Here is a 26974-nt window from a genome sequence, read left to right as displayed (position 1 = left end):
TCATATTCATGTTGACTAAAAAAAGAAAATTACTACTTAGCGCATTAGCGATGAGTGTTGGTTTATCACTCTCTACTCTCCCGGCAACCAGTATGGCTGCCCTGCCTTCGGTAATGCCATCTGGAGAACAACTACCTAGCTTGGCTCCGATGCTAGAAAAAGTCTTGCCCGCTGTGGTCAGTGTGCATGTTTCTGGAACTCGAGTGCAAAGCCAGCAGGTTCCAGAAGAGTTTAAATTTTTCTTTGGTCCAAATTTTCCTTCACAACAACAAAGCATCCGCCCTTTTGAAGGCTTAGGTTCAGGGGTGATTATTGATGCTGAAAAAGGTTATGTATTAACCAATAATCACGTTGTTGATGGAGCCGATAAAATTCAACTCCAAATTAATGATGGCCGTGAATTTGACGCCAAATTAATTGGTAGCGATCCACAAACAGATATCGCCCTGCTACAAATTGAGAAACCCAATAACTTAACCGCCATTAAAATGACTGACTCGGATAAATTACGTGTTGGTGACTTTGCGGTTGCTGTGGGTAATCCATTTGGTTTAGGTCAAACCGCGACTTCCGGTATTATTTCAGCCTTAGGTCGTAGTGGTTTAAATCTGGAAGGGTTAGAAAACTTTATTCAAACTGATGCATCAATTAACCGTGGTAACTCTGGTGGTGCTTTAGTTAATCTCAATGGTGAACTTATCGGTATTAATACCGCAATTTTAGCACCAGGTGGTGGCAATATTGGTATTGGTTTCGCGATCCCAAGTAATATGGCGCGTGATCTCAGCCAACAACTGATTACACATGGTGAAGTGAAACGCGGTATTTTAGGTATTCGCGGTACTGAAATGAATGCTGATTTAGCGAAATCCTTTAAAATTGATGCCCAACGCGGTGCTTTTGTCAGTGAAGTATTGGCGGACTCTTCCGCAGCTAAAGCCGGTATCAAACCAGGTGATGTCCTTATTTCTATTGATGGTAAACGCATTAATAGCTTTGCTGAATTAAGAGCAAAAGTTGGTACAACACCACCAGGTAAAGAGATCCTGATTGGTTTGATCCGCCAAGGAAAACCAATGGATGTCAAAGTTACACTAGAGAAACAATCAGCAGATGCAACGCGAGCGGATAACTTCTCTCCCGCACTTCAAGGGGCAACGCTCAGTAACTATGTTAACAAACAAGTTAAAGCGGTTGCTGTAGATTCTGTGGAGAAAGGCTCAGCGGCAGCAGCATCGGGGTTACAAAAAGGCGACCTTATTATTGGTATCAACAATATGCCAATTGGCTCCTTAGGTGACTTACGTAAAACCATCGATGCTAAACCACCGGTTCTTGCATTAAACATTAAACGTGGCAACGAAGAAATTTATCTTCTGTTACGTAACAGCTCGCGTTAAACCCCACTTACTAGTATCTAATTTATTTGTTCCTTTCAGCCCTATTACTTCGGTAATAGGGTTTTTTTCTTGATTTCATATCACTAAAAAACGATTTTCTACGCTGACATATCCTTTCAAAAGCGAAACTGTGCTATTCTCATGACACTTACGACGCTATCCTCTTATTCAAACATAAATACAGGATTTTTATGTTAAGCAAGCTACTGCGATCTACCTTGATTGGTGTTTTAACAGCTGCCATTCTTTTGGTTGCGGTACCTTCTATTCGCCCTATCTTTATTGAACACCTGATTAATGGTGATTTTCTTAATGCCCCATTTAGCTATAACAAAGCCGTGCGCCGTGCGGCACCTGCGGTAGTTAATGTCTACAGCAGCACAATGGGAAGCTTTTCTCAAGAAGGGCGCGAACTTACCTCGCTAGGTGCGGGGGTGATTATGGATCCGCGGGGCTATATTCTTACCAATCAGCACGTTATTAATAATGCAGATCAAATTATTGTGGCTTTGCAAAATGGTGATCTCTATGAAGGGTTATTGATTGGCTCAGATCCCTTAACCGATCTTGCAGTATTAAAAGTTGATGCAGAAAAATTACCTACCATCCCCATCAATAGTAAGCGTATTTCTCATGTGGGTGACGTCGTTTTAGCCATTGGTAACCCATTTAATATTGGGCAAACGATCACACAAGGTATTATTAGTGCCACAGGACGTGTCGGCTTAAGCCCAACACGTTACCAAAACTTCCTTCAAACCGATGCGTCAATTAATGAAGGAAATTCAGGGGGGGCACTGATTAATACTGAAGGTGAGTTAGTGGGTATTAATACCATGACCTTTGATTCAGGCACCTACAATGGCTATCGCCCCAGTGCGGAAGGACTTGGCTTTGCTATTCCAACACAATTAGCCGTAAAAATTATGAATAAGCTTATCCGTGATGGGCGAGTTATTCGTGGTTTTATTGGTATTACCGCGAAAGAACTACCTAAAATTCGCTCTTCAAATACCGATATTAAACAGATCCAAGGATTACGTATCTTCCGCATTACGCCCAATAGTCCTGCTGATAAAGCGGGAATGAAAATTGGCGATATCATTTTAAGTATCGACCATGCTCCGGCTAAATCAGCTATGGAGATGATGGACTATATTGCAGAAACACGTCCTGGTACCGTTTTACCGGTAACCTTATTACGTGATGGTAATGAAATAAATGTTGATGTCACAATTTCAGAATATCAGCCAGAGTCATAGCCATAATAGCTAACTTTCGCGAGTTACCTTGTTATTCACGACATTATTGCTTATTTACCATGCGGCTATTTTCAATGGCATGCCAAATTTTTTCTGCTTTACGTCCAATAAAAATCAGTGAAATAGCCAAGATAAAAAAGAAAATTGCACTATGTAAGCTATTCCAGAAATATTCAAAAAAGCGGGTATAAAGATTGATACCAAGGAATGTTAGTCCAAAGCCTCTCAACATGCCATCATCGGTTTTTAAACTGATATAAATACAAATGACAGCAACAACAGCAAATAATAAAGCCCAAGGTAATAACTGCACACTTGAAATGTAATACCACGTATCCGGATCGTAATTACCAAAAATAGACATGATCCACAACGCAATAAAGAGATAAGACAGTCCCATTATCTTTGTCATAAAAAATAAGCGACGGCGCATTAAAATATTTTGCAAAAAATAGCATCCAGCTAATAATACAGAGCCAAATAACACAAAACGAATAGGATAATTCATGCCTAGCCAATAAGCGCCCCAACCGGACATATAACCCGTTTTAGCACCAAACCAATTGCCCAACATTAATAAGAAAAATAACCACACTAATGAAGAGCGACTGATAAAGCCAATCACAGCATAAATAATGCAACCCATTAAAAGAAGTGGCGCAATATTACCACTACCATCATCTAACAACTCACCGAGTTGCCAAAGAAAAACCGCCGTAAATAATATCCCTAAAAAGAGAATAAACTCAGTACTGTAATGCCATAGTATTTCTTTGCGTTGGCGTTTAAATCCCCAAAAATAAAACATACCAGCAATAAGTGCAGGAAATACCACACGCATAATCTCAGAAATACTAAATAATTCGATAAGATAATGAATTAACGCAGTATCACTAAAAAGGTTAACGGCAGCAATAATTAAGCAGGCAATAGCTATCCAAAAAGCATAGCGACTCAATCTTTTCCAATCAAAGGGAAGGCGTTGTAATGTACTTTCTAGTTGTTGATGCTGTTGTGCTGATAGCTCACCAGATTGTTGCCAATGATCAAGTGCTTGACGAATAACACGCTCTTGTTTCCTTGTGACCTGCATAGCGTTTTTTCCTTTTTTATTGGTAAGCGGTTAATAAAGAATGACCTAACACAGGCTGACTTTCTTTACTGTATCTTGCTATCAAAGAATTACCTTATGAATTATCTTATTCTGTTGCATTATTAAACAGAAGAAATACAAAAAAACCATAGCACCAATAAAGTGCTATGGTTTTTAATCACGATAACAGGGTAACTAAACTTAATTAGTCATTAGAATGTAGACGTTCGATTTTAGCCCCTAAACCCTGTAATTTGGCTTCAATATTTTCATAGCCACGGTCGATATGATAGATACGATCAACAATCGTCGTACCTTCCGCAATGCAACCGGCTAATACTAAGCTGGCAGAAGCACGTAAATCGGTAGCCATCACTTGAGCGCCTGAAAGCTTATCAACACCATGACAAAGTACAGTATTGCTTTCGATTTCAGCATGAGCCCCCATACGGATAAGTTCAGGAATATGCATAAAACGATTTTCAAAAATCGTTTCAGTGATCATTCCTGCTCCATCAGCCACAAGATTTAAAAGACTAAACTGAGCTTGCATATCGGTTGGAAAACCAGGATGTGGTGCCGTACGCAGAGTGACCGCTTTAGGACGTTTACCATGCATATCAAGGCTTATCCAGTCTTCGCCCGTTTCAATATCAGCACCCGCTTCACGTAATTTAGCTAATACCGCATCAAGCGTATCTGGTTTAGCATTGCGACAAACAACACGACCACGAGAAACCGCCGCCGCGACTAAGAATGTTCCTGTTTCAATACGGTCTGGTAAAATTTGATAGGTTCCACCACCAAGGCGTTCAACCCCTTCAATAGTAATGCTATCGGTGCCTGCACCACTGATTTTTGCGCCTAAGGTATTAAGAAAATTCGCGGTATCTTCAATTTCTGGCTCTCTCGCCGCGTTTTCAATAATGGTTTTACCTTCTGCTAAAACAGCGGCAGTCATAATGGTAATAGTGGCACCTACGCTCACTTTATCCATTACAATATGTGCCCCTTTTAAGCGACCATCAACACGCGCTTTCACATAACCTTCATCCAGCGTAATTTCCGCACCAAGCTGCTCTAAACCTGTAATATGCAGATCAACTGGGCGCGCACCAATCGCACAACCACCCGGCAAAGAAACCTGACCACGTCCGAAACGTGCAACTAATGGCCCTAATGCCCAAATAGAGGCACGCATCGTTTTAACTAATTCATAGGGAGCACAAAATTCGTTGATATGACGAGCATCAACAAAAACAGAGCCGTTGCGTTCGACTTTAGTACCTAAACGATTAAGTAACTTAATGGTGGTATCAATATCTTTTAGCTTAGGAACATTGGTTAATTCTACTGGCTCTTCGGCAAGGATAGCAGCGAACAGAATTGGTAGTGCAGCATTTTTTGCGCCTGAAATAGTGACCTCACCGGATAAGCAGGTAGGCCCTTGTACTCTAAATTTATCCATCTGTAGAACTCTCTTTTTTATTTTGCTGTACGCTGTATACCTACTGAATTAAAGCCCGCTGAGTTTACGATCCCTTTTCCACTCTTCAGGTGTGTAGGCTTTAATAGATAAAGCGTGAATACGATTATCTGCGATATATTCCATCAAAGGGGCATAAATGGTTTGTTGTTGTTTCACTCTGCTCATTCCTTCAAACATCGCGCCAACAACCACAACCTGAAAATGACTGCCATCACCATTAACAATGACTTCATCTAAAGATAGGGTATCCATTAATACTTGTTTGATTTCATTTGTATCCATAATTGCTCAATCTCAACGTTAAAATAATAATCAGTTGCCTATCCTAATAGAATCCGGCCTACTCTTAAACCATGAAAAACCCCCTTAATGATAAAAGTATCAATAAGGGGGATTTTTTTATTGCTTTATCGGGAAAAGCATTAAGCAATATTCATAATTTCATCAAGATCATAGAGTGTGATTAGCGTTTGAAAGCGCTCACTAACACCTTGAATAACACATTGACGCTCAAGTGCTTCCATTTCGGCCTTTAGATGGACAAAAAGTGCTAATCCGGTTGAGTCAATATGATCAAGTTGAGAAATATCGATGATATTAATATCAGCTAATAACGCTTTACGTTGTTGCCAAACTGGCAATAACGTTTCTCTATCTAGCGTTCCTTGGAAAGAGAGTATTTCACCCTCTTTTTGCCAATTTAACGAAGCTGACATACTATTTTTTCTCATCTAATGTAATCGGTGTTTTGGCACTAATTTCTAATTGCTTAGTTAAACCATCAACCCCTTTCGCACTTAAAATATCAGACCACTCATTTTGTTTGGTGGTGATCATGCTAACGCCTTCGGCAATCATATCATAGGCTTGCCATTCACCCGTTTTACTGTTCTTGCGCCATTGAAAATCAAGGCGTACTGGTGGTCGACCATTTTTATCAATAATAGTGACACGAATAGTCAGGTTTGATTTATCCGCAAAAGGTTTGGCAGGTTCAATGCGATATTCTTGCCCTTCATACATTGCTAATGCTTGGCCATACACTTGTGCAAGATAATCTTTAAAAGCGGCAAAGTAAGCATCACGCTGAGCCGGCGTTGCATTACGATAATAAGGCCCTAACACTAATGCTCCGGCATATTTGATATGTACATAAGGTAACAACTCTTGTTGAACAATCTCACGTAACAGTTCTGGATTTTTACGGATTTCTGGTTGCTCGGTTTTTAATTTATCAAAGGTTTTTTGCGCGGCATCTTCCATCAAAGCATAAGGATTGGTTTTATCGACCGCCATCGCAAAAGGTGTTATCACCAATAATGCGACCATTAATAAGCGTTTAAACATACTCTCGCTTCCTCTTGGGATTATATTTCAGTAAATACGATGTATTAAATAAGCCACACCGTAAGCGAATGATCATTAAGGTAATGCTGGTTGTTCAGTTTGCGTTTTTGAGTCAGAGGTTGTTTTTCCATCTCCGTCACCGGTTTTATAAAGGAACTGACCAATCAAATCTTCAAGCACCATGGCTGAATGGGTATTGGTAATTCTGCCACCATCCTTTAGAAAATCAGAACCTAAATCTTCATCATAAAAGCCGAGATTTAAGGCCAAAAATTGTTCACCTAATAAACCTGATGTGCGAATAGAAAGAGAACTGCTGTCAGGAATATGGTCATAAATGTTTAAAATATCGAGAGCAACTTCAGGACGATAGTTACCTTCCATCTCTTCTTTTAAGGTAATAGAGGCAACGCGACCAATAACCACCCCACCGATTTTAACCGGTGAACGCTCTTTTAAACCACCAATATTACCAAAACTTGCGTAGACACGATAAGTAGGTTGATTACCCACCTCTTTAATATCAGCCACTTTTAAGCTTAAAAAGACAACCGCTATCAGTGCAATAACAACAAATAAACCAACCCAAACTTCAATTTTTTTACTTTGCATGACTTAATTCCCAAACATCAGTGCAGTTAGCACAAAATCTAAACCTAATACGGCTAACGATGAATGAACAACGGTACGCGTTGTTGCTCTGCTAATCCCTTCCGATGTTGGGATTGCGTCATATCCGTTAAACAGCGCTATCCAAGTCACGGTAATGGCAAACACGACACTCTTAATAAAACAATTCACTAAGTCTTTTTGCCATTCAACCGCACCTTGCATTGATGCCCAGAAAAAGCCTTCATCAATGCCTTTCCAATCCACGCCGACAATAGCACCACCCCAGATCCCCACCGCAACAAAGATCAGTGAAAGTAATGGCATACTAATAAACCCAGCCCAAAAACGTGGCGCAACCACTCGTCTAAGAGGGTCGACAGCCATCATTTCTAAACTGGATATCTGCTCTGTTGCTTTCATTAAACCTATTTCTGCGGTCAGTGCTGAGCCTGCGCGTCCAGCAAATAATAGTGCTGTCACCACAGGGCCTAACTCTCGTAACAAAGAAAACGCCACCATCATACCTAGGCTCGCTTCCGCACTAAATGTCGTCAGTACTAGATAGCCCTGTAAACCAAGAACCATGCCAATAAAAAGTCCAGAAACCATAATGATCAGTAGCGACTGAACACCAACACTGTACAGTTGCTTCATTAATAATGGCCACTGCTTACGAAACTCAGGCTTACCGATCAATGCTCGAAATAGCATGATGCCGGCTCTACCAAAAGTCGCAAAAATCGACAGTGATCGCGCGCCTAACCGCGCTAGTAAATTAACCACGTACTAATTACCTCGTCCTAATAGATCATCCTGATAGTTCCCCGCAGGAAAACGGAAAGGTACAGGTCCATCAGCAATACCATCTAAAAACTGTCTTACTTGTCTGTCTGGATTTTCCTGTAGCTCTTTTGCACTTCCCTGAGCAATGATTTTCTGTTCTGCAATAATATATGCATAATCGGCAATACTCAGTACTTCAGGGACATCATGAGACACCACCACACAAGTGACCCCTAATGCATGGTTTAATTCATCAATCAGTTTTACTAATACCCCCATGGTAATGGGATCTTGTCCAACGAATGGCTCGTCAAACATGATTAAATCTGGATCAAGGGCTATCGCTCTTGCTAAAGCGGCTCTGCGCGCCATTCCCCCCGATAATTCAGATGGCATTAAATTAGCAGCCCCTCTTAACCCTACCGCTTCTAACTTCATCATCACGGTAGTGTGAATTAACGCCTCGGGTAAATTAGTATGCTCTCTTAATGGGAAGGCGACATTTTCAAATACATTCATATCAGTAAAAAGGGCGCCTGATTGAAAAAGCATACTCATTTTTTTTCTTGACTGATATAAAGCAGAGCGTGATAACTTAGGAATATTGTCACCATCAAACCAAATATCACCACTATCAGGCAGAATTTGTCCCCCCATCAAGCGTAATAAGGTGGTTTTACCTATCCCTGAAGGCCCCATTATTGCAGTCACTTTTCCTCTAGGCACATCCAGATTGATTTGCGAAAAAATCTTTCTGCTACCGCGAGTAAAGTTCATATTGCGCACTTCAATTAAATTGTCTGGTTGTGCGTTCATGAATAAAACGTCCTTAAGCCTGTCTGCATAAACAAAATTTATACGCTATTTTGGCAGGTCATTGTCAATGTTACAAAGAAATCACCACTATTTAGCAATTTATTGCACGGTTGATTTTACTTTTCGTGCTTGGCTAGTCAAAATATGGTGAATTAGCAAAACCTTTTGACAATAATGTTTTTTATCAGCCCTGTCTTATTGGTTTTTTCTTTATTTTTCACTCATTGTTGGAAAACTGATGGCATGTTGATTACTTTGTCTCTTCTCATTGTTGGGTTGATGTTATTAGTCTATGCATCAGACCGACTGGTGTATGGTGCAAGTGTGTTTGCTCAATCATTAAAGCTCCCTCCTGCCGTTATCGGTATTGTTATTGTGGGAATGGGCACTTCATTGCCAGAGCTTTTTGTTGCAACCGACGCGGCCATCCACAATTTACCCGAGATAGCGATAGGTACAGCAATAGGATCTTCATTAACGAATCTGCTACTGATTGCTGGGATTGGAGCAATGATTTATCCCATGAATATCCAATCTGCGGTACTAAAAAAAGAACTTCCTTTGATGATTATAGTCATCTTATTAGCAGGACTGGTGGTTTCTAATGGTCATCTAGGGTTGAGAGAAGGCTGTTTACTTTTTTTCATCGGCTTCGCCTCTCTTTTTCTAATGATAAAAATGCTCCATAAAACCCTAACACAAGTGCGCCATGTGTTACCGCTAGAGACACTTTCACGTTTTGAATTACAAACTAATCCACGTAATTCTGTTGCCCTATTTTGGGTGGTAATTGCATTACTGATAATCCCTGTTGCAACAAGAATGATCATTGATAATGTTTTTATCATCATGCAACAGTATCATCTCAGCAGTTTTTTAGTTGGACTAACCTTGCTATCTATTGGCACCAGTTTACCTGAATTAGCAACGACCGTTGTGGCAGCCTTAAGACGTGAAAATGAACTGGCTCTAGGCAATATTATTGGCGCTAATATTTTTAATCTCACCTTTGTGCTAGGCATGCCCGCATTACTCTCTCCTAGCACATTTAATATGCAAGCATTCTATTTTAGTTTTACTGTGCTGGTGGTCGCGGGCCTACTTTTCTCACTCTTTTCATTGGGGCGCAAACAGCGGCTAAACCGTGGAAAGGGGATTTTCTTATTAGTTTGTTTTATTGTTTATATTACGGTGTTGTGCGTTGCACATTCTCTCTTAACCTAAAATAAATGGTACAAAAAAATGACCGGATTTGATTTTCAGCAAGCAGGTAAAAAGGTTCTTCAAATTGAACAAGAAGGATTAGCTGAGTTAGCACAATATATCAATGACGATTTTTCTCTTGCCTGTGAAAAAATCTTTCACTGTCAGGGAAGAGTGATTGTTATGGGCATGGGAAAATCAGGTCATATTGGGCATAAAATTGCCGCCACCTTTGCCAGTACCGGCACCCCTTCTTTTTTTGTTCACCCCGGTGAAGCCAGTCATGGCGATTTAGGTATGGTGACAGAAAAAGACATTGTGCTGGCAATTTCAAATTCAGGTGAAGCCAGTGAAATTCTCGCCCTTATCCCTGTCCTCAAGCGTAAACAGATCCTTTTAATTTGTATGACACGCTCACCTCAAAGTACAATGGGGAAAGCTGCTGATATTCATCTTTGTATAAAAGTCCCTAAAGAAGCTTGTCCGTTAGGTTTAGCCCCTACCACCAGCACTACGGCAACACTGGTGATGGGAGATGCCTTAGCTATCGCTTTATTGCGCGCTCGAGGTTTTACGGCGGAAGACTTTGCACTATCGCATCCCGGTGGTGCATTGGGGCGTAAATTATTGCTTCATGTCAGTGATTTAATGAATAAAGATGATGATATTCCACGCGTCAGCAAAGAAGCGACATTACGCGAAGCACTGGTAGAGATCACCCGTAAAAAATTAGGTATGACCGTTATCTGTGATGATAATATGTTGATTAACGGTATTTTTACTGATGGTGATTTGCGTCGTATCTTTGATTTAGGTATTGATCTTAATAATGCCAAAATATCAGATGTAATGACGAAAGGCGGAATTCGCATTTCCCCAGATAGCTTAGCGGTAGAAGCGCTTAATTTAATGCAAGCAAAACATATCACTTCACTGTTAGTCACTGAACCAGATAGTGATATTTTATTAGGTGTTTTACATATGCACGATTTATTGCAAGCTGGGGTTGTTTAAGCTTGTTATGCGTTCATAAGGATAAAGATGAATACAATGATAGAGACCTGCTACGGTGCAGTAAGTAAGCAAATAATGCAAAAAGCAGAAAAAGTCCAATTGCTGATTTGCGATGTTGATGGTGTGATGTCTGACGGACTTATTTATATGGGCAATAACGGTGAAGAGTTGAAAGCGTTTAATGTCCGTGATGGCTATGGCATTCGTTGTTTACTTACATCGGGTATTGAGGTCGCTATCATTACGGGTCGTCAATCTAAGCTTTTAGAAGATAGAGCCAAAACACTTGGCATTACATATCTTTACCAAGGACAGCATAATAAGCTTTTGGCGTATCAACAACTGTTAGATACACTAAACCTTAAACCAGAACAGACAGCCTATATTGGCGATGATCTGATTGATTTACCGGTAATGGAAAAAGTAGGACTGTCAGTTGCCGTTGCTGATGCCCATCCATTACTCACACCTCGTGCCGACTATGTTACCCATATTTTAGGTGGACGCGGTGCAGTACGAGAATTATGTGATTTGATCCTATTAGCCCAAGGTCGACTTGAAGAAGCTAAAGGTTTATCGATTTAAACGTATAACGACACAGAATGAATAAATTAAAATCCTGGTTTACCCTGATTTTAGCCATTATTGCTCTTGGGCTAATTGGCTGGAACTATACTAACAATACTGAGCTTGATGATGGAAAGATTGTTGAAGATGGTCAACCCACCTACCAATCTAAATCATCAATATCCTTTGTTTATGAACCAACAGGTATACTGGGATATAAACTAGTTGCTGATGATGTCAAAAACTATGCTCAGCAAAAGTTTACATGGTTTACTAATCCTGTCTTAACGACTTATTCGCCGACAGGAGATGCAACATGGACAGTGCGTGCAAATAAAGCCAAACTGACAAACAGTAAAATGCTCTATCTTTATGGCGACGTTCAAATTGATAGTTTAACTGATGACTCCCAACTTCAGCGGATCAGCACAGAAAATGCTATCGCAGATCTGGATACACAAGATGTTTCCTCTGATGATGAAGTGACTATTATCGGCGTCGGACTGAAATCAGTCGGCTTAAAAATGCGAGGCAATCTGCGTGAAAAACGTGCAGAGCTGATTGAACAGGTGAACACCTATTATGAGATCCCTAATGAATCGAAAAATCCGTAATACACTAATTATCAGTACGTTATTCTCAATAAGTGTCCCAGTTATGGCACTTAAAGATGATACACAACAACCTATTGTTGTTAATTCCGAGAAACAGTCACTTAATTTAGAAAAAAACATTACCACTTTCACACAAAATGTTGTGGTAAAACAAGGCTCTATTGATATAAGAGCTGATAAAGTAGTGGTTACACGTCCTGGTGGCGATTCTAAAAAAATCGTGATTGAAGCTTTTGGTAACCCTGTGACATTCTATCAGTTACAAGATGATGGTAAACCAATCAAAGGTCGTGGTGATAAAATGACCTATGAGATGGACAAAGAGCTGGTGACCTTAACAGGTAAGGCTTATCTTGAACAATTAGACAGTAATATCACCGGTGATAAAATCACTTATCTCGTACCGACACAACAAATGGAAGCATTTAGCGGTAAGGGAAAACAAGTCACCACCGTTTTACTCCCTTCTCAGTTACAAGAGAAAGGTCCCGGTGTTAACAACAAAGGTAAGTAACACTTTATGGCGCTGTTAAAAGCTGAAAATTTAGCAAAAGCATACAAAGGGCGCACCGTTGTCGGTGATGTGAGCCTCAATGTTAACTCCGGTGAGATTGTTGGCTTACTTGGTCCTAACGGTGCGGGAAAAACCACCACCTTTTATATGGTGGTAGGTATTGTCGCCCGTGATGCGGGTAGCATTACTATCGACGATGAAGATATTACCTTACTCCCGTTACATGAGCGTGCGCGTAAGGGTATTGGTTATTTGCCACAAGAAGCCTCTATTTTTAGACGCTTAAGCGTTTATGACAATATCATGGGAATTTTAGAAATACGCCATGATTTAACGGCCGAACAACGAAAAGATCGTGCAGAAGAGCTACTTGAAGAGTTTAATGTCAGTCACTTACGTAATAGTTTAGGGCAATCTTTATCAGGGGGTGAACGCCGTCGTGTAGAGATAGCACGGGCGCTAGCGGCAAATCCTAAATTTATTTTATTGGATGAGCCTTTTGCCGGTGTTGACCCTATTTCCGTTTTAGATATTAAGAAAATTATCCAACATCTACGCGATTATGGCTTGGGCGTATTAATTACCGACCATAATGTACGCGAAACCTTAGATGTGTGTGAACGTGCTTATATCGTCAGTCAAGGACACCTTATTGCCCATGGTTCACCAGAAGAAATTTTGGCAAATGAGCAAGTTAAACGTGTTTACTTAGGTGAAGGCTTCCGCCTGTGATCTGAGTGACACTTTTATTTCGTCACGGATGACAACATAAGAGGATCCATCGCATCACTATGAAACAAAGTCTGCAACTTCGTCTTAGTCAGCAATTGGCCATGACGCCACAGCTCCAACAGGCTATTCGTTTGTTGCAACTTTCTACGCTTGAATTACAACAAGAAATTCAACAAGCCCTTGAATCTAACCCATTGCTTGAACAAGAAGACGATCAAGCGGATGTAACGCATTCTGATAGCTCATCAACACAAGAGAGTGATGATAGTACACCAGACAATGAGCGTGATAATGAGGTATTAGATACCCTAGATGCACTAGAGCAAAAGGAGATGCCTGACGATCTTCCTCTCGATACCCAATGGGAAGAAATTTACACCGCAGGCACCCCTTCAGGCACCAGTAATGATTATGCGGCTGATGAATTACCACTCTATCAAGGTGAAACCACGGCTTCACTGCAAGATTACCTTACTTGGCAAGCTGACCTAACACCTTTTACTGATACTGATCGTGCTATCGCGACAAGCATTATTGATGCTGTCGATGAAACAGGATATTTAACAGTTTCAACAGATGACATTCTTGCCGGAATGGGTGATGATGAGTTAGAGCTTGATGAGATTGAAGCGGTATTAAAGCGTATTCAACGCTTTGATCCCGTAGGTGTCGCTGCCAGAGACTTAAAAGAGTGTCTGTTAATTCAATTGTCGACATTTCCAACTAATACACCTTATTTGAAAGAGACTCAACTTGTTATTGAGCACTATTTAGCGTTATTAGGTAATCGTGATTTTCGCCAATTAATGCGTCACACTAAGCTACGTGAAGAGACATTAAAAGTAGTAATTGAGACCATTCAATCTCTTGATCCAAAACCGGGTTTAAGTATTGATACAGAGGAATCACAGTATGTTATTCCTGATGTACTGGTAAAAAAATCAGGAGAACACTGGCAAGTTGAGTTAAATACGGATAGCATTCCCCGCCTACGCATAAATGAGACTTATGCAGCGCTTGGGCAATCAGCTCAAAACGAAAACGATGGGAAATTTATTCGTGACAATTTACAAGAGGCTAAATGGCTGATAAAAAGCTTAGAAAGCCGTAATGAGACATTATTAAAAGTCGCTCATTGCATTGTTGACACACAGCAGGCGTTTTTCGAATTCGGTGAAGAGCATATGAAACCCCTTGTTTTGGCCGATATTGCAGAACAGGTTGAGATGCACGAGTCCACCATTTCTCGCGTTACAACGCAAAAATATTTGCATTGTCCTCGGGGAATTTTCGAATTGAAGTATTTTTTCTCAAGCCACGTAAATACTGATAACGGAGGTGAAGCCTCTTCAACAGCAATTCGGGCTTTAGTGAAGAAACTAATCGCAGCAGAAAACCCAGCGAAACCACTAAGTGATAGTAAACTGGCAAATATGCTCGCCGAGCTTGGTATACAGGTTGCTCGACGAACTGTTGCGAAATATAGAGAGTCATTATCCATCCCGCCTTCAAATCAACGTAAAGAGTTGGTTTGAGCATAATTGAGAAGGAAGACACTATGGAACTTCAAATCACTGGTCATAATATTGAATTAACTGATGCTCTGCGTGATACCGTCAAAGCAAAAAGCGCTAAATTACCTCAGTTCTTTGACAAAATTAATAACGTCCAAGTTATCCTCAAAGTCGAAAAAGTGACTAAAATTGCGGAAGCGACGATTCAAGTAAATGGCGGTGAATTACATGCCTCTGCGGAAGCAGAAGATATGTACGCAGCAATTGATGGATTAATGGATAAACTGGCTCGTCAATTAACCAAACACAAAGATAAACTGAGACAACATTAATTCATTTCCCATTGTAAAATGGGAATACAATCGGCGATGTTAGAGTGTTATTGATGTCGCGTTTGTTCAATTAAAAACAGCGCCTAAATAATCCGCTAACAAAAACCAGATGTCACTCTGTGGCATCTGGTTTGCTGGTCTAAGTGAATAAGACAATGAACAACGATACAAAGATGAATATTAGCGACGTACTTACTCTGGCATGTACACATAACAATGTGCATTGCACAAGTAAAAAACGCGCGTTAGAAATTATCAGTGAGAATGCAGCTCAAGCACTGAATTTACCAGAGACACTGATTTTTGAGGCTTTATTAACGCGTGAAAAAGTCGGTACAACAGGGATTGGGGGTGGATTGGCTATCCCTCATGGGCGTATTGAAAGTGATGAAACTGAAAAAGTTGTTGGTGTGTTTCTTCACCTAAGCGAGCCTATTGCCTTCGACGCTATTGATAATCAACCTGTCGATTTGTTGTTTGCATTACTCGTTCCTGCAACACAATGTAAGGAACATTTACACACACTGTCTTTGATTGCAAAACAGTTGGCTGACAAAAATTTATGTCGCCGACTACGCTCCGCACAAAGTGATGAAGAGCTTTATCAGATTATCACAGAATAAACCTAATGGGTTTGGGTTTATCAGGACGCGAATAGCATACAGTGGAATGATATTCATCACTGGGAAATTAAGGGGAGCTACCTCATGGTGCTGATGATAGTCAGCGGACGCTCTGGTTCAGGTAAGTCAGTCGCTTTGCGTGCGCTTGAGGACATGGGATTTTATTGCGTTGATAACTTACCTGTCGATCTGTTACCGGAGCTTGCGAAAACACTGGCTGAGCGTGATGCTGCCGCTGCCGCAGTCAGTATTGACGTACGTAATATGCCAGAATCACCGGAGATTTTCGAAAAGGCGCTGGAAAGTTTACCCGCGGAATATTCTCCACAACTGTTATTTTTAGATGCTGATAGAAATACGCTGATCCGCCGTTATAGTGATACTCGACGCTTACACCCTCTTTCAACGAAAAACCTCTCGCTAGAAATGGCGATTGATACAGAGAGTGATCTGCTCGAACCTTTACGATCACGGGCTGACCTGATTATTGATACCTCAGAGATGTCAGTGCATGAATTAGCCGAAATGCTACGTACACGCTTACTCGGTAAACGTGAACGCGAATTGACCATGGTATTTGAGTCTTTCGGTTTTAAACATGGTATTCCTATCGATGCTGATTATGTCTTTGATGTACGATTTTTACCTAATCCCCACTGGGATCCCAAATTACGCCCAATGACGGGGTTAGATCGTCCAGTCGCAGCCTTCCTCGATCGCCATACTGAAGTGCATAACTTTATTTATCAAACAAGAAGTTATCTAGAACTTTGGCTACCGATGTTAGAGACGAATAATCGTAGTTACCTAACTGTTGCTATTGGTTGTACTGGCGGCAAACATCGTTCTGTTTACGTGGCTGAACAACTGGCTGACTATTTCCGCTCTAGAGGGAAAAACGTACAATCACGCCACAGAACACTTGAAAAGCGCAAATGACCCAATATCGACGCGTAGCGATAAAAAACCGTTTAGGCATGCATGCAAGGCCTGCCATGAAATTGTTTGATTTGGTCAATACATTTCAATCAACGGTGACGTTACGTAACCATGAAGGCGTTGAGGCGCAAGCAGATAGTGTGATTGCGATGTTGATGTTAGATTCCGAACAAGGCAGTCACATCGATATAGAAGCCAGTGGCTGTGATGAAAAAGAAGCGATTAATGCGATTATTGCATTATTTGAATCAGGGTTTGATGAAGATTAATTCTAATTAAAAACAATAGATTAGCATTTCTTAACAAAAATCCCAGAAAGAGACTGTGATCACTGCCTCTTTCTTTTTGCTACAGAACCGCCTATTATCTTACATAGAGTTTAACAACACCCCCACCTAATCCGTGGGGGTGTTGTTTTGCATTGGAACAAATTGGAGTGTGGTATGACAAAGCCAACAATTATCATCAATGAACTTGATGCAGAACGTTTAGATTCATTACTAGAGCAACCTGCCTTTGCAGACAGCCCAATTGCAGAAGCTTTAAATGAAGAGTTAGATCGTGCTGACATTGTTACACCAGCTGATATCCCTGCTAACATCGTCACCATGAACAGCAAAGTCCGCTTTATGGACTTAAAAAATAATGAAGAGCGTATTCGTACTTTAGTTTACCCTGCTTCATTAAAAGATAGTGCGACTGAATTATCAGTCATGGCGCCAATGGGTGCGGCACTATTAGGTTTAGCTATCAATGATGAGATCAGTTGGCAGCTTCCTAATGGCCTTGAAACTAAGGTCAAAGTATTAGAAATTCTCTACCAACCTGAAGCTGCTGGTGAATTACACCGTTAAGCAATGCTGAAGGTTCGCGTGTTATTTTTTATCTTATTAACGCAATAAAATACAAGTAAGCGCGATATCTCAGCCCACTTATGGGCTGAGATTAAAGGTAAGGTGCTACTGACCTGCGATACTCATTTCTGGTAATAGTAGTGATCCACACTGAATATTACTGCGTGTTTCAATATCATCACCTATTGTGGCAATATTCGCCCACATCTCTTTCAAGTTACCGGCAATAGTCACTTCACTCACTGGATACTGAATTTCACCATTTTCGACCCAGAAACCGCTCGCACCACGGGAATAATCCCCTGTCACCGTGCTAACCCCTTGTCCCATTAACTCAGTGACCACAAGCCCTGTGCCCATCTCTTTTAACAACTCATCAAAGGAGAGACCTTGCCCTGGGATACGCCAGTTATGAATGCCCCCCGCATGTCCATTGCTTTTTAACCCTAATTTTCTTGCGGAATAGCTAGTAAGGAGCCACTCTTGCAGTACCCCATCTTTAATAATATCTGCATCTGATGTGCGTACCCCTTCACTATCAAAAGGCGTTGATGCTAATCCCCCCACAATATGTGGACGCTCTTGAATATTTAACCATTGAGGGAAAATCTGTTTTCCTAAGCTATCTAACAAACAAGATGACTCACGGTAGATCATGCTACCACTGATGGCTGCCACTAAATGACCGAAGATCCCCGTTGCTACTTCCGCTGAGAAGAGAACAGGCGCTTTCATGGTGGATAATTTACGGGGAGCTAGACGAGATAAGGTACGGCGTGCACACTCTTGTCCTACCCATTCAGGAGATTGTAACGCCTCAAAACGGCGACTAATGGTATAGGCATAATCGCGCTCCATATCCTCACCCTCACGAGCGATAACGCAACTCGACATTGAATAACGAGATGAAGAGTAGCTTTTTAATAAACCAAGGCTGTTACCAAAGACACGAGTTCCACTATGACTATTAAAGCTTCCCCCTTCGGTATTGACGATACGGCTATCACTGTCTAATGCAGCTTGCTCCGCACGAGACGCTAGCTCAATCGCTTTATCTGCTGTTATGTCTGTTGGGTGGTAGAGATCAAGAAAAGGGGCATCGAAGGCTAACAGGGCTTTATCAGCAGGCCCTGCATAAGGATCAACAGAAGTGTAGCGCGCAATATCTACTGCCGCTTGTACTGCACGTTTAATCGCATCAGGACTTAAATCTGTAGAAGATGCACTCCCTTTACGTTGTTGCTGATAAACGGTGATCCCTAATGCACCATCGCTATTAAATTCAACATTTTCTACTTCACCATAGCGTGTACTAACGCTTATGCCTGTTGATTTATTAATTGCAACTTCTGCACCGTCACACTGTTTTGAGGCGATCTCCAGTGCAAGAGAAACTGCCTCTTCCAGCTGTTTTACCTGATCTGTATTATTCATTGAGAACCATTTTCCTAAGGAGAACATCACTTTTTACTTATTTTTGCTAAAGTAAATCAATTGACAGGTGGTCAACAAGCGATTTTCCCAGTTACAATAGAAGATATATGAATGTTATCACCCGTCGGGCTTTTGGTCATTCACCAAATCACACTCCCGGCTTACTCTGCAACAGGAATTTTTATTATGGCAAAGCAGCCAGAAGAGTGGCACTACCTCAATCCTGAATTTGACAATACACCGTTAGAAGAGGAAGAAGAGGAAGAGATCATTTGGGTCAGCAAAAGTGAAATTAAACGTGATGCTGAAGCGTTAAAGAAATTAGGCACCGAACTTGTTGAGTTAAGTGCTCAAGAGCTTGAACGTGTTCCTCTTGATGAAAAACTACTCGCTTCAATTAAATTGGCGCAAAAGGTACAACGCGAAGCGCGTCGTCGCCAAATTCAATATATCGGTAAGTTACTCCGTAATGTTGATGAAGAGCCGATCCGCCAAGCACTAGATAAACTAAAAAATCGCCATAATCAGCAAATTTTAGTGTTACATAAACTAGAAGATCTGCGTACACGTCTGATTGACGGTGGTAATGAAGTGATTGAGGAAGTGGTAGCGCTTTATCCTATGGCCGATCGCCAGCAATTACGCACACTTATTCGTAATGCTAAAAAAGAGAAAGAAGCCAATAAACCGCCAAAATCATTCCGCTTATTGTTTCAATATCTAAAAGATCTCTCAGAGTCAGCTTAACGACTGATGCTCCTGAAAACGCAGTGCTAAATCATGATACCACTGCGGTTTTCAGGATACCTTGTAATACTTATGGGCTTTCAGCTAGCTCTACTTAGCTTTTTTATGTTCACAATGAAAGCGAAATAGCTCTTTACCCAGCGTCTCTTGCGCTTCTTGCATTATCTCAATAATGGGCTGGAAGGTGCGGGAATGATGCGGTGCATGTCTGAAAACAATATTAACAGGCAATTCAATTTCTCCTGTTAATACATCCCATAACGCATCAAGATTATTACCAAATGCTTCATCCAATTGAAATTGCTGAGCAAACTGATGATAAAAAGCATCTCGATCCGCCAATGTGCTGAAATCAAAAATAATCTGTTTCATTAAGGTGCAACTCTTTGCATGGTACGGTAATGATCGGTGGTTAAATAAATTAATCCGTCATTAGAATATAGCAGGCGATCGCTACCACGATGTCCACATTGATAATTGACATCTGCTTCAAACCATTGGCGCCCCGCTTCTTCAGGTAACTGTTTTTCACGGTTCATAAAGCGATCACCACCAATCGCCCGTCCTGGTAAAACTTCACATAAATTGCCCGCTTTCGCATTCCAACCTTTAGCACGAGCCTCTTTTTTGCTGATATAAAAATCAGGTAAGCGGGCGTGTTGTTGCAAATAATCAGCCACTTTATTGGCTTGGGTCTTTTCATCAATTGCTAAAGGACGTTGAGGCTCAGGCTGACTGATTGAACTCTTTGACGATGTAGATGTTGTCGATGTAGGAGGCGCTGTTGCTGGTATCTGCGTTTCAGGTACTAATCCTTTATACAGAACAAAAAATAAAACAGCCACAACAATAAGAACAGGGAATAGACGTTTGCCCATAAATAGCTCCATTTACTCACTTAAATAGAAACTCCATCATAGCGATGGAGTTTTATTGGGGTAATTTGTATAAATAGATAACAATAACAACTGTTAAGCAGTACCACCAACGGTTAACTTATCCAATTTCAGTGTCGGTTGCCCAACCCCTACTGGTAAGCTTTGCCCCTCTTTGCCACACACCCCGACACCTTTATCTAATGCGAGATCATTACCCACCATAGAAACTTGTTGCATCGCTTCAATACCTGAACCTATCAAGGTTGCGCCTTTAATTGGTTTAGTAATTTTACCCTTTTCAATTAAATAGGCTTCTGAAGTTGAGAAAACAAACTTACCGGAGGTAATATCAACTTGCCCACCACCAAAGTTTGGCGCATAAATACCGCGATCGACACTGGCGATGATCTCTTCAGGAGAAGATTTACCCGCAAGCATATAGGTGTTGGTCATACGTGGCATTGGCAAATGTGCATAGGATTCACGACGCCCATTGCCCGTCGGTTTTACCCCCATTAAACGCGCATTCATCTTATCTTGCATATAGCCTTTTAAGATGCCATTTTCGATTAATACGTTGTATTGACCTGGTACGCCTTCATCATCAATCGCCACGGAGCCTCGTCGGCCTTCAATTGAACCATCATCCACGATAGTACATAACTCAGAAGTTACCTTATCGCCAATACGCCCAGAGAATACCGATGTTTGACGACGATTAAAATCACCTTCTAAACCATGTCCAACAGCTTCATGTAATAAAACACCGGGCCATCCGGCGCCTAAAACCACAGGCATTGTACCTGCCGGTGCAGCAATAGCCGATAAATTAACTAATGCCATGCGTACCGCTTCACGGGCATAAGTCGCTGCATGGGTTTCGCCATTTTCTTTAGTCAGAAAATAATCATAACCAAAACGACCACCGCCACCACTCGAACCACGTTCACGTTTACCGTCATCTTCGACCAGTACGCTTACTGAAAGACGTACAAGAGGACGCACATCCGCCGCTAAAGTACCATCCGTTGCAGCAACTAACACATGCTCATACACTCCCGTTAATGAGGCATTGACTTGTTTAACACGTTTATCTTCAGCCCGTGCCACACGATCAACGTCATGTAATAGTGCTATTTTTTCTTCACGAGACAAACTTTGTAATGGATCATTTAGGTTGTATAACGGAGTATGTTGAATAGCACCCAGTGTATGGATCTGCCCATTGCCTTGTGCTTGCACAATACTACGCGCAGCATGAGCACTTTGGTTAAGTGCGTTGAGTGTTAATTGGTCTGCATAAGCAAAACCTGTTTTTTCACCATAAATCGCTCTAACGCCAACCCCTTGGTCAATATTGTAAGAGCCATCTTTAATTATCTGATCATCTAATATCCATGCTTCGTGGTAGCTTGATTGAAAATAAAGATCACCATAATCAATTTGACGCTGTGCAAGCTGCTCTAGTGTCGATGCTAAATCATCTAAACTCAGGTTGTTCGCTTCCAACAGACTTTCGCTGACAACAGCTAAACTCATAATTCTTTTTTATCCTTAACTTTTTTTATTAAGTGTGTCAGTTTCGGGCGAAAGCGATTATGTTTCACAACCCGTATCTGTTCACGCATACCTTCTAAACTATCGACTCGAATATTGAGCGTTAGGGCACTGACCGCATCAGGGTTCTTTTTCAATACTTTCCCCCAACCATCCACAGCCATTGTATGACCCCATGTGCGACGAGCATCATGGGTACCGACTTGAGCCGGTGCCAAAATAATACACTGATTTTCAATAGCCCGCGCGCGTAACAATGGCTCCCAGTGCGCTTTACCCGTTAAACGAGTAAAGGCTGCCGGTACAGAAATAATTTCAGCACCTTTTTCTCTTAATGCTTGGAAAAGACCGGGAAAACGTAAATCATAACAAATCGTTAAACCTAATTTCCCCACAGGTGTATCCACTACAGTCAAGCGTTCACCACGTTGATAAATGGCTGATTCATTATATTCGCCTTGTTCATCATCAATGTTCACATCAAACATATGAATTTTGTCATAACGAGCGCGGATCACCCCTTCATCATCAAAAACTAAACTACTACTGGTGATCTGCTCAGGAGAATCTCGGCTAATCAATGGCATTGAACCCACTAAGATCCACACCTTATAGCGCTGCGCCATATTAGCAATCGCATCTTGTAATGGCCCTTTCCCCTGAATTTCAGCATGTTTATGATAATCTTTTGCGCTGGAGAAAAGTAATGCATTTTCAGGCGTTAATACAAGCTTGACTGAATCGGGGAGTTGCTTAATCTGTTGCTCTATTTGCGCCAGATTATTTTTTATATTTTTTCCGCTACAAAGCTGCAAAAGTGCGACATTAACTTTTTTCATAACGCCTGATCCTCCTTAAGTTGACGCAGTACTTCGTCAATCTTGGGTTGTTCTACCGTTCCGGTAACATGATAACGTATAACTGAAATCTTACTCCAAAGTGGCCCCAGTACTTTTGAAGCTGCAAATACAGCAGCACCAGCGATGGGGTTAATAGCAAATGCGGTAGCAACGCCTACTGTAGCTGATATTTCAGGAGTTACCACTACTTGTAAGTCCATTTTACGCGCCAACAGATCCACTTGACCTTTTATAGCAATATCGGCAATAACACCATCTACAGCAACACTTTTCGCGTTTAAAACACCTTGTTTAACCGTCAGATCACCTTTAATGGAATCATACTCAAAATTATCACTAAAAGTATCTCTAAAGTCGAATTGCAACTTACGTAGCAGAGCATCAAAACTGACTAGACGTAATAATTTTCCCGCTTGCCCAACATCCACCTTTTCAATACGCCCTTTTCCAAGAGAAGCATTCACTTCACCATTGAGTGTTTTTAGATCAAAATTCCAAGGGGTATTGTGCCACTGCAGTGAGAAATCTGCCGTAAGTGGTGACTGAACAATCGGAATGATATAACCAAAGTAAGCCGCCATTTCATCGACTTCCGGTGCCATTAGTTTACCTGCTAGCTTAGTGATACTGTTGCCTAAACTATCTTCTGACCACACACCACTCACAGATAGCTCGCCACTGCTATTTTTAAGCTTACCTACAGTTAACAATAATGCTCCGTCACGAGGCTGTATTGCACCTTCAATATTCCCTAGTAATAATCCATTCACCCAACACTCTTGGCAGGCGAAATTGATAGCAGGAATATCTTTAAGTGAAAATTGAACTGCTTTTTTGGCATCAGGCACATTTGCCATTTTTAAGGATTTATTTTCTTCTGTTGGGCTAGCGCCATTAAAATAGAGATAGGTAATATTCACCTGCCAAGGTTGTGCCGTATTGGGTACAAATAAGTCACCTCGTAACTCACTCCCTGAGAAGGATAATTTTACACCATCATCAGCACGCATAATTTCTGTTTGTGGCGCAATCCATTGCTGACCAGCAAAATTAAGTTCAGGCAGACTAATATGAATATTGGTAGGGAAACGTATCGCGTTTTCAGAAGGGGCTAATGATGAAAAAGCCATTAAAGTAGGTAGCCATTTATCGCCTTGCAATCCCTGCAAAGCAATAGTCAATCGTGATTGATCATTTAATTGAGGTAGTGTGAGCGAGGAAGAGACTAAATTACCTTGTAATAGACGTAATGGTTCACCTAACGCCCATTCACTATTTAATGACCACTGATCTTGTGCATCGGCACTAACGTTAAGTTTTTCACTATTCCCTTTTGCTGAAATCACAATGGGGGAAGCGTTTTTAAAATCATTGGTACTTGGCGCAGCTAACTGACTTTGTAGCGCATTCACTTGTCCGGTCAGATCCACTTGATAATTAACATCCGCTGTTTCTGGAATATTAACACTCACCACGCCATGCCAAGGTAAAAAACCGCTTAATTTATGTTGTATATCATTAGGTAATCCCTTAATTTTCGCGATATCCCATTGTCCTTTTAGATCAACACCAACTTGATAAGCATCCCGTTGATCACCACCAGCAAAAGAAAATGTCAGAGGTTGACCAAACCAATTCGCGGTTAAAGTATCGCTCTCTAATTTATCATTATGGTAACGAAATTGTCCCGTAACACCTTCTAGGGTGGTATCCATAAAGGCTAATGTGACATCATTATTGTTTAAGTTTACCTGACCAGAAGCGACCACCTGCTCGCCATCAAAAGGAATGTCGAGATGCAAACTCCCGTTAATTTTTCCAGCCACTTTTAGTATTTCAAGTGTATGACCAATCGTTGCCATTTGCGAAGCTAGAAAATACTCTTTTAAATCATCACCCGTGGCTTCAATATCTGCATCAATAACAATTTTTTCTTTGTTATAGTCCTCAATAATCGCCGTCAAGTTTTTAGCGGTGGCTTTACCAACCTGAACATTATCAGAGGACATCCATAAGCCGTTATTCTTAAAATTAAGATTAACATTAAGATCAAACAGTGCCGGCCATTCACTATCATATTTGAAGGTCGCCTGTTTTACTGGGGCATAGACTTGAAACCAACCATTATGTTGTTCAAAAGGGAAATCCCGCGGATCACCATGAAAAATAAACGTACCGTTTTTAACGTTTCCAGCAATAATCGCGTCAGAGAGATATTGTGTTAAATCTTTACCGACATATTTTTCAGGTAAATAGCGCCATGTCTCACCGGCATCGGTCACATTCACTCCCGAAAGAATAGACAGTTGTTGATGCTCTCCTTGTTTTTGATAACGAAAATCACCGGCAACCCAAGCGAAGGTGGCTTTTATATCAATCCCTTGACTCCATAACGACAGAGAATCTCCCTGATGCTGCCAGTAAACCGTACCAGTGCCTTTTTCTATATTAAGTGGCGCTTTAAAAAGCCCAGCAGTATCAATTTCACTGTTATTAAGCGCAAAATTAAGCGCTCCTTGCTGTAATGTGCCCTTTAAATGACCATTAAAATGTGCCACAGAAGGGATTTCTTGCCAGCGTTTCCAAGCAACATTTTGCCAACTGATATCAATGGCACTACGTTTAAAATCATCGGGGGCTAAATCAAGAGCAAATGAGTCGACCATGCCAGAAAATTGACGATACTGCCATTGGCGCACGACATCAGGCGTTAAAAAGGAGAACAAAGGCAATAACGCAGATAACCGTTCTAATTCAATATTTTTAGCACGGATACGCCAAGCTTCATCTTGTTGTTTTTCTTTAGGTTGATAAAGTACCGCTAAATAACCATCTGGCCATTCATCGCCATCCATCGTTATTTTTCGGGTATAAGGGATATCAGCAAGCCAGCCATTTTCTTGGCGTCTCATACGTAGAATTAAATCTTCTACCTTTAATACATGTGTGCGCCCTTCATTACGCCAATCCATTTCACCTTGATGGATTTGTAACTGGCTACCCGTGATCCGCCCATTGCTGATCTCTATCCAATTAGATAGGCTGGCTTTCGCTTCACCAAGGCCACTGTTACTTTTAACCCATTGGCTTAACCAAGGGGAAATATCAACCTCATCAGCGGTGACAAACACCTGTCCTTTATCGAGTGCCCCCTGCTTTTTCGTATAGAGATCAAGACGTACTTTTAGTCCACCATAGTGATTTATTGGGGTATCTAAAGTAACTTCCCCTTGCGCACGATGGCGGTTTTTCTGATTTAGCCACATTAATTCGGGAATATGGAGCGTGCTAGTATCACCAGAAGGTGATAAAAACACGAAACGGCTATCAACCAATTTAAATCGGTCAAATTGTTGTAAGAAAATGGAAGAGATATCATCGGGTTCAGTGAAGGTAATATCACCATTTTGCCCAGTAAAAATAGGTTTTTTATAATTTACAGCTAACTGTTCAAAGGTTAATTCACGAAAATAGAGTTGAAAATGAAGCAGTGAACGCCAAATATCAAAAGAGAAAGTGATCTGTTCAGCACTCACTTCAACACTGTTATTATCAATATACAGCCCAGTAATTTGGATATCAGGGCCAAAGTTTTGCCATTCTCCTTTCACCTGTGTCATGGTGACTGGGCTATTGAACTGTTTAGATAAATAGGTTTCAATTTCAGGGCGATAATTATCTAAACGAGGCAGAAAATAACGAAATCCACTTAATACTACGGCGAAAATAATCAGGCAAAAAAGGGTTATCAATAATAAAGATTTAGACAGCCGCTTCATTTAGTCTCCTT

Annotated in this window: 29 protein-coding genes; 15 read left to right on the top strand and 14 right to left on the bottom strand. The window is 41.0% G+C overall.

All coding sequences use genetic code 11. The features are described from left to right. The first annotated feature begins 8 nt into the window (after nucleotides 1-8). Both degQ and degS read left to right on the top strand, forming a co-directional pair. Nucleotides 9-1400, top strand: a complete 1392-nt coding sequence (gene degQ / locus AACQ49_RS03780) for a serine endoprotease DegQ (protein WP_004248924.1) — start codon at nucleotides 9-11, stop codon at nucleotides 1398-1400. Between the two features lie 191 nt (nucleotides 1401-1591). Beyond that, on the top strand, nucleotides 1592-2662 hold the full coding sequence (gene degS, locus AACQ49_RS03775; protein ID WP_004245290.1) for an outer membrane-stress sensor serine endopeptidase DegS: 1071 nt from the start codon (nucleotides 1592-1594) through the stop codon (nucleotides 2660-2662). Between the two features lie 43 nt (nucleotides 2663-2705). Here the strand turns inward: degS and AACQ49_RS03770 are convergent, their stop codons facing one another. The 8 genes from AACQ49_RS03770 to mlaF form a co-directional block, all read right to left on the bottom strand. Further along, nucleotides 2706-3755, bottom strand: coding sequence for a hypothetical protein (locus AACQ49_RS03770; RefSeq protein ID WP_036919708.1), 1050 nt, complete (start codon nucleotides 3753-3755; stop codon nucleotides 2706-2708). Between the two features lie 205 nt (nucleotides 3756-3960). Next, complete coding sequence (gene murA / locus AACQ49_RS03765; RefSeq protein ID WP_004245292.1) at nucleotides 3961-5223, bottom strand: UDP-N-acetylglucosamine 1-carboxyvinyltransferase; 1263 nt, start codon at nucleotides 5221-5223, stop codon at nucleotides 3961-3963. Nucleotides 5224-5271: 48 nt separating this feature from the next. After that, nucleotides 5272-5526, bottom strand: a complete 255-nt coding sequence (ibaG, locus tag AACQ49_RS03760; RefSeq protein WP_004245293.1) for a BolA family iron metabolism protein IbaG — start codon at nucleotides 5524-5526, stop codon at nucleotides 5272-5274. A 140-nt stretch (nucleotides 5527-5666) separates the two neighbouring features. Further along, entirely contained in the window at nucleotides 5667-5960 is a 294-nt protein-coding gene (gene mlaB / locus AACQ49_RS03755) for a lipid asymmetry maintenance protein MlaB (protein ID WP_012368836.1), read from the bottom strand. A 1-nt stretch (nucleotide 5961) separates the two neighbouring features. After that, nucleotides 5962-6591, bottom strand: a complete 630-nt coding sequence (gene mlaC, locus AACQ49_RS03750; RefSeq protein WP_004245295.1) for a phospholipid-binding protein MlaC — start codon at nucleotides 6589-6591, stop codon at nucleotides 5962-5964. A 75-nt stretch (nucleotides 6592-6666) separates the two neighbouring features. Continuing rightward, nucleotides 6667-7203, bottom strand: a complete 537-nt coding sequence (gene mlaD, locus AACQ49_RS03745) for an outer membrane lipid asymmetry maintenance protein MlaD (RefSeq protein ID WP_004252690.1) — start codon at nucleotides 7201-7203, stop codon at nucleotides 6667-6669. A gap of 3 nt (nucleotides 7204-7206) precedes the next feature. After that, nucleotides 7207-7986, bottom strand: a complete 780-nt coding sequence (gene mlaE / locus AACQ49_RS03740) for a lipid asymmetry maintenance ABC transporter permease subunit MlaE (RefSeq protein ID WP_161778889.1) — start codon at nucleotides 7984-7986, stop codon at nucleotides 7207-7209. A 3-nt stretch (nucleotides 7987-7989) separates the two neighbouring features. Then, nucleotides 7990-8802: a phospholipid ABC transporter ATP-binding protein MlaF gene (mlaF, locus tag AACQ49_RS03735; protein ID WP_004245298.1), complete on the bottom strand. Its 813-nt coding sequence runs from the start codon at nucleotides 8800-8802 to the stop codon at nucleotides 7990-7992. Nucleotides 8803-9045: 243 nt separating this feature from the next. Here mlaF and AACQ49_RS03730 point away from each other — a divergent pair, with 243 nt between their 5' ends. The 12 genes from AACQ49_RS03730 to rnk all read left to right on the top strand — a co-directional run bounded on the left by AACQ49_RS03730 (nucleotide 9046) and on the right by rnk (nucleotide 17708). After that, complete coding sequence (locus tag AACQ49_RS03730) at nucleotides 9046-10026, top strand: calcium/sodium antiporter (RefSeq protein ID WP_026090454.1); 981 nt, start codon at nucleotides 9046-9048, stop codon at nucleotides 10024-10026. Between the two features lie 18 nt (nucleotides 10027-10044). Beyond that, entirely contained in the window at nucleotides 10045-11019 is a 975-nt protein-coding gene (gene kdsD / locus AACQ49_RS03725) for an arabinose-5-phosphate isomerase KdsD (RefSeq protein ID WP_017628220.1), read from the top strand. Nucleotides 11020-11046: 27 nt separating this feature from the next. Further along, on the top strand, nucleotides 11047-11604 hold the full coding sequence (gene kdsC / locus AACQ49_RS03720) for a 3-deoxy-manno-octulosonate-8-phosphatase KdsC (protein WP_004245301.1): 558 nt from the start codon (nucleotides 11047-11049) through the stop codon (nucleotides 11602-11604). A gap of 17 nt (nucleotides 11605-11621) precedes the next feature. Beyond that, a complete protein-coding gene (gene lptC, locus AACQ49_RS03715) occupies nucleotides 11622-12200 on the top strand; it encodes an LPS export ABC transporter periplasmic protein LptC (protein WP_004245302.1) in 579 nt (192 codons plus the stop codon). Next, nucleotides 12181-12714 carry a lipopolysaccharide ABC transporter substrate-binding protein LptA gene (lptA, locus tag AACQ49_RS03710; protein WP_004245303.1) on the top strand — a complete coding sequence of 178 codons (534 nt, stop codon included), beginning with the start codon at nucleotides 12181-12183 and terminating at the stop codon, nucleotides 12712-12714. The genes lptC and lptA overlap by 20 nt, the downstream gene beginning before the upstream one ends. 6 nt (nucleotides 12715-12720) lie before the next feature. Beyond that, the gene (gene lptB / locus AACQ49_RS03705; RefSeq protein WP_004245304.1) at nucleotides 12721-13446 is read left to right on the top strand and encodes an LPS export ABC transporter ATP-binding protein; all 726 of its coding nucleotides are present in this window, start codon (nucleotides 12721-12723) and stop codon (nucleotides 13444-13446) included. Between the two features lie 59 nt (nucleotides 13447-13505). Then, entirely contained in the window at nucleotides 13506-14981 is a 1476-nt protein-coding gene (rpoN, locus tag AACQ49_RS03700) for an RNA polymerase factor sigma-54 (protein ID WP_161778888.1), read from the top strand. Between the two features lie 23 nt (nucleotides 14982-15004). After that, entirely contained in the window at nucleotides 15005-15292 is a 288-nt protein-coding gene (hpf, locus tag AACQ49_RS03695) for a ribosome hibernation promoting factor (protein ID WP_004248916.1), read from the top strand. Nucleotides 15293-15447: 155 nt separating this feature from the next. Beyond that, the gene (gene ptsN / locus AACQ49_RS03690) at nucleotides 15448-15915 is read left to right on the top strand and encodes a PTS IIA-like nitrogen regulatory protein PtsN (protein ID WP_004245307.1); all 468 of its coding nucleotides are present in this window, start codon (nucleotides 15448-15450) and stop codon (nucleotides 15913-15915) included. A gap of 84 nt (nucleotides 15916-15999) precedes the next feature. Continuing rightward, nucleotides 16000-16854, top strand: coding sequence for an RNase adapter RapZ (gene rapZ, locus AACQ49_RS03685; RefSeq protein ID WP_004245308.1), 855 nt, complete (start codon nucleotides 16000-16002; stop codon nucleotides 16852-16854). After that, on the top strand, nucleotides 16851-17123 hold the full coding sequence (gene npr, locus AACQ49_RS03680) for a PTS phosphocarrier protein NPr (RefSeq protein ID WP_088206841.1): 273 nt from the start codon (nucleotides 16851-16853) through the stop codon (nucleotides 17121-17123). The genes rapZ and npr overlap by 4 nt, the downstream gene beginning before the upstream one ends. A 174-nt stretch (nucleotides 17124-17297) precedes the next feature. Next, nucleotides 17298-17708 (top strand): nucleoside diphosphate kinase regulator, encoded by a 411-nt coding sequence (gene rnk, locus AACQ49_RS03675; RefSeq protein ID WP_004245312.1) that lies wholly within the window; start codon nucleotides 17298-17300, stop codon nucleotides 17706-17708. Between the two features lie 105 nt (nucleotides 17709-17813). Here rnk and pmbA read toward each other — a convergent pair whose 3' ends face one another. Continuing rightward, nucleotides 17814-19142, bottom strand: coding sequence for a metalloprotease PmbA (gene pmbA / locus AACQ49_RS03670; protein ID WP_004252702.1), 1329 nt, complete (start codon nucleotides 19140-19142; stop codon nucleotides 17814-17816). A gap of 186 nt (nucleotides 19143-19328) precedes the next feature. On the opposite strand from pmbA, the gene yjgA reads away from it, so the two are divergent. Continuing rightward, nucleotides 19329-19889 carry a ribosome biogenesis factor YjgA gene (gene yjgA, locus AACQ49_RS03665; protein WP_004248913.1) on the top strand — a complete coding sequence of 187 codons (561 nt, stop codon included), beginning with the start codon at nucleotides 19329-19331 and terminating at the stop codon, nucleotides 19887-19889. A gap of 90 nt (nucleotides 19890-19979) precedes the next feature. On the opposite strand, the gene AACQ49_RS03660 is transcribed toward yjgA, so the two are convergent. The 5 genes from AACQ49_RS03660 to yhdP form a co-directional block, all read right to left on the bottom strand. Beyond that, the gene (locus AACQ49_RS03660) at nucleotides 19980-20261 is read right to left on the bottom strand and encodes a barstar family protein (RefSeq protein WP_004245317.1); all 282 of its coding nucleotides are present in this window, start codon (nucleotides 20259-20261) and stop codon (nucleotides 19980-19982) included. Further along, nucleotides 20261-20767: a ribonuclease gene (locus AACQ49_RS03655; RefSeq protein WP_046335260.1), complete on the bottom strand. Its 507-nt coding sequence runs from the start codon at nucleotides 20765-20767 to the stop codon at nucleotides 20261-20263. Before AACQ49_RS03655 ends, AACQ49_RS03660 begins: the two co-directional genes overlap by 1 nt. Before the next feature lie 93 nt (nucleotides 20768-20860). After that, the gene (gene tldD / locus AACQ49_RS03650) at nucleotides 20861-22306 is read right to left on the bottom strand and encodes a metalloprotease TldD (protein WP_004245322.1); all 1446 of its coding nucleotides are present in this window, start codon (nucleotides 22304-22306) and stop codon (nucleotides 20861-20863) included. After that, a complete protein-coding gene (gene nit1, locus AACQ49_RS03645) occupies nucleotides 22303-23163 on the bottom strand; it encodes a deaminated glutathione amidase (protein WP_004245324.1) in 861 nt (286 codons plus the stop codon). Before nit1 ends, tldD begins: the two co-directional genes overlap by 4 nt. After that, nucleotides 23160-26963 carry an AsmA2 domain-containing protein YhdP gene (gene yhdP, locus AACQ49_RS03640; RefSeq protein ID WP_161778887.1) on the bottom strand — a complete coding sequence of 1268 codons (3804 nt, stop codon included), beginning with the start codon at nucleotides 26961-26963 and terminating at the stop codon, nucleotides 23160-23162. Before yhdP ends, nit1 begins: the two co-directional genes overlap by 4 nt. Nucleotides 26964-26974: the final 11 nt, after the last annotated feature.

This window comes from Proteus sp. G2675, from assembly GCF_963886535.1.
In the GTDB taxonomy this organism is placed as follows: domain Bacteria; phylum Pseudomonadota; class Gammaproteobacteria; order Enterobacterales; family Enterobacteriaceae; genus Proteus; species Proteus mirabilis.
The sequence above is the reverse complement of the archived record's forward strand: the minus strand, read 5'-3'. Positions and strand labels throughout refer to the sequence as shown.

Bases quoted from the DNA above. Each gene is read 5' to 3' on its own strand.
- degQ (WP_004248924.1), top strand. From the start codon at position 9: ATGTTGACTAAAAAAAGAAAATTACTACTTAGCGCATTAGCGATGAGT.
- degS (WP_004245290.1), top strand. From the start codon at position 1,592: ATGTTAAGCAAGCTACTGCGATCTACCTTGATTGGTGTTTTAACAGCT.
- AACQ49_RS03770 (WP_036919708.1), bottom strand. From the start codon at position 3,755: ATGCAGGTCACAAGGAAACAAGAGCGTGTTATTCGTCAAGCACTTGAT.
- murA (WP_004245292.1), bottom strand. From the start codon at position 5,223: ATGGATAAATTTAGAGTACAAGGGCCTACCTGCTTATCCGGTGAGGTC.
- ibaG (WP_004245293.1), bottom strand. From the start codon at position 5,526: ATGGATACAAATGAAATCAAACAAGTATTAATGGATACCCTATCTTTA.
- mlaB (WP_012368836.1), bottom strand. From the start codon at position 5,960: ATGTCAGCTTCGTTAAATTGGCAAAAAGAGGGTGAAATACTCTCTTTC.
- mlaC (WP_004245295.1), bottom strand. From the start codon at position 6,591: ATGTTTAAACGCTTATTAATGGTCGCATTATTGGTGATAACACCTTTT.
- mlaD (WP_004252690.1), bottom strand. From the start codon at position 7,203: ATGCAAAGTAAAAAAATTGAAGTTTGGGTTGGTTTATTTGTTGTTATT.
- mlaF (WP_004245298.1), bottom strand. From the start codon at position 8,802: ATGAACGCACAACCAGACAATTTAATTGAAGTGCGCAATATGAACTTT.
- AACQ49_RS03730 (WP_026090454.1), top strand. From the start codon at position 9,046: ATGTTGATTACTTTGTCTCTTCTCATTGTTGGGTTGATGTTATTAGTC.
- kdsD (WP_017628220.1), top strand. From the start codon at position 10,045: ATGACCGGATTTGATTTTCAGCAAGCAGGTAAAAAGGTTCTTCAAATT.
- kdsC (WP_004245301.1), top strand. From the start codon at position 11,047: ATGAATACAATGATAGAGACCTGCTACGGTGCAGTAAGTAAGCAAATA.
- lptC (WP_004245302.1), top strand. From the start codon at position 11,622: ATGAATAAATTAAAATCCTGGTTTACCCTGATTTTAGCCATTATTGCT.
- lptA (WP_004245303.1), top strand. From the start codon at position 12,181: ATGAATCGAAAAATCCGTAATACACTAATTATCAGTACGTTATTCTCA.
- lptB (WP_004245304.1), top strand. From the start codon at position 12,721: ATGGCGCTGTTAAAAGCTGAAAATTTAGCAAAAGCATACAAAGGGCGC.
- rpoN (WP_161778888.1), top strand. From the start codon at position 13,506: ATGAAACAAAGTCTGCAACTTCGTCTTAGTCAGCAATTGGCCATGACG.
- hpf (WP_004248916.1), top strand. From the start codon at position 15,005: ATGGAACTTCAAATCACTGGTCATAATATTGAATTAACTGATGCTCTG.
- ptsN (WP_004245307.1), top strand. From the start codon at position 15,448: ATGAACAACGATACAAAGATGAATATTAGCGACGTACTTACTCTGGCA.
- rapZ (WP_004245308.1), top strand. From the start codon at position 16,000: ATGGTGCTGATGATAGTCAGCGGACGCTCTGGTTCAGGTAAGTCAGTC.
- npr (WP_088206841.1), top strand. From the start codon at position 16,851: ATGACCCAATATCGACGCGTAGCGATAAAAAACCGTTTAGGCATGCAT.
- rnk (WP_004245312.1), top strand. From the start codon at position 17,298: ATGACAAAGCCAACAATTATCATCAATGAACTTGATGCAGAACGTTTA.
- pmbA (WP_004252702.1), bottom strand. From the start codon at position 19,142: ATGAATAATACAGATCAGGTAAAACAGCTGGAAGAGGCAGTTTCTCTT.
- yjgA (WP_004248913.1), top strand. From the start codon at position 19,329: ATGGCAAAGCAGCCAGAAGAGTGGCACTACCTCAATCCTGAATTTGAC.
- AACQ49_RS03660 (WP_004245317.1), bottom strand. From the start codon at position 20,261: ATGAAACAGATTATTTTTGATTTCAGCACATTGGCGGATCGAGATGCT.
- AACQ49_RS03655 (WP_046335260.1), bottom strand. From the start codon at position 20,767: ATGGGCAAACGTCTATTCCCTGTTCTTATTGTTGTGGCTGTTTTATTT.
- tldD (WP_004245322.1), bottom strand. From the start codon at position 22,306: ATGAGTTTAGCTGTTGTCAGCGAAAGTCTGTTGGAAGCGAACAACCTG.
- nit1 (WP_004245324.1), bottom strand. From the start codon at position 23,163: ATGAAAAAAGTTAATGTCGCACTTTTGCAGCTTTGTAGCGGAAAAAAT.
- yhdP (WP_161778887.1), bottom strand. From the start codon at position 26,963: ATGAAGCGGCTGTCTAAATCTTTATTATTGATAACCCTTTTTTGCCTG.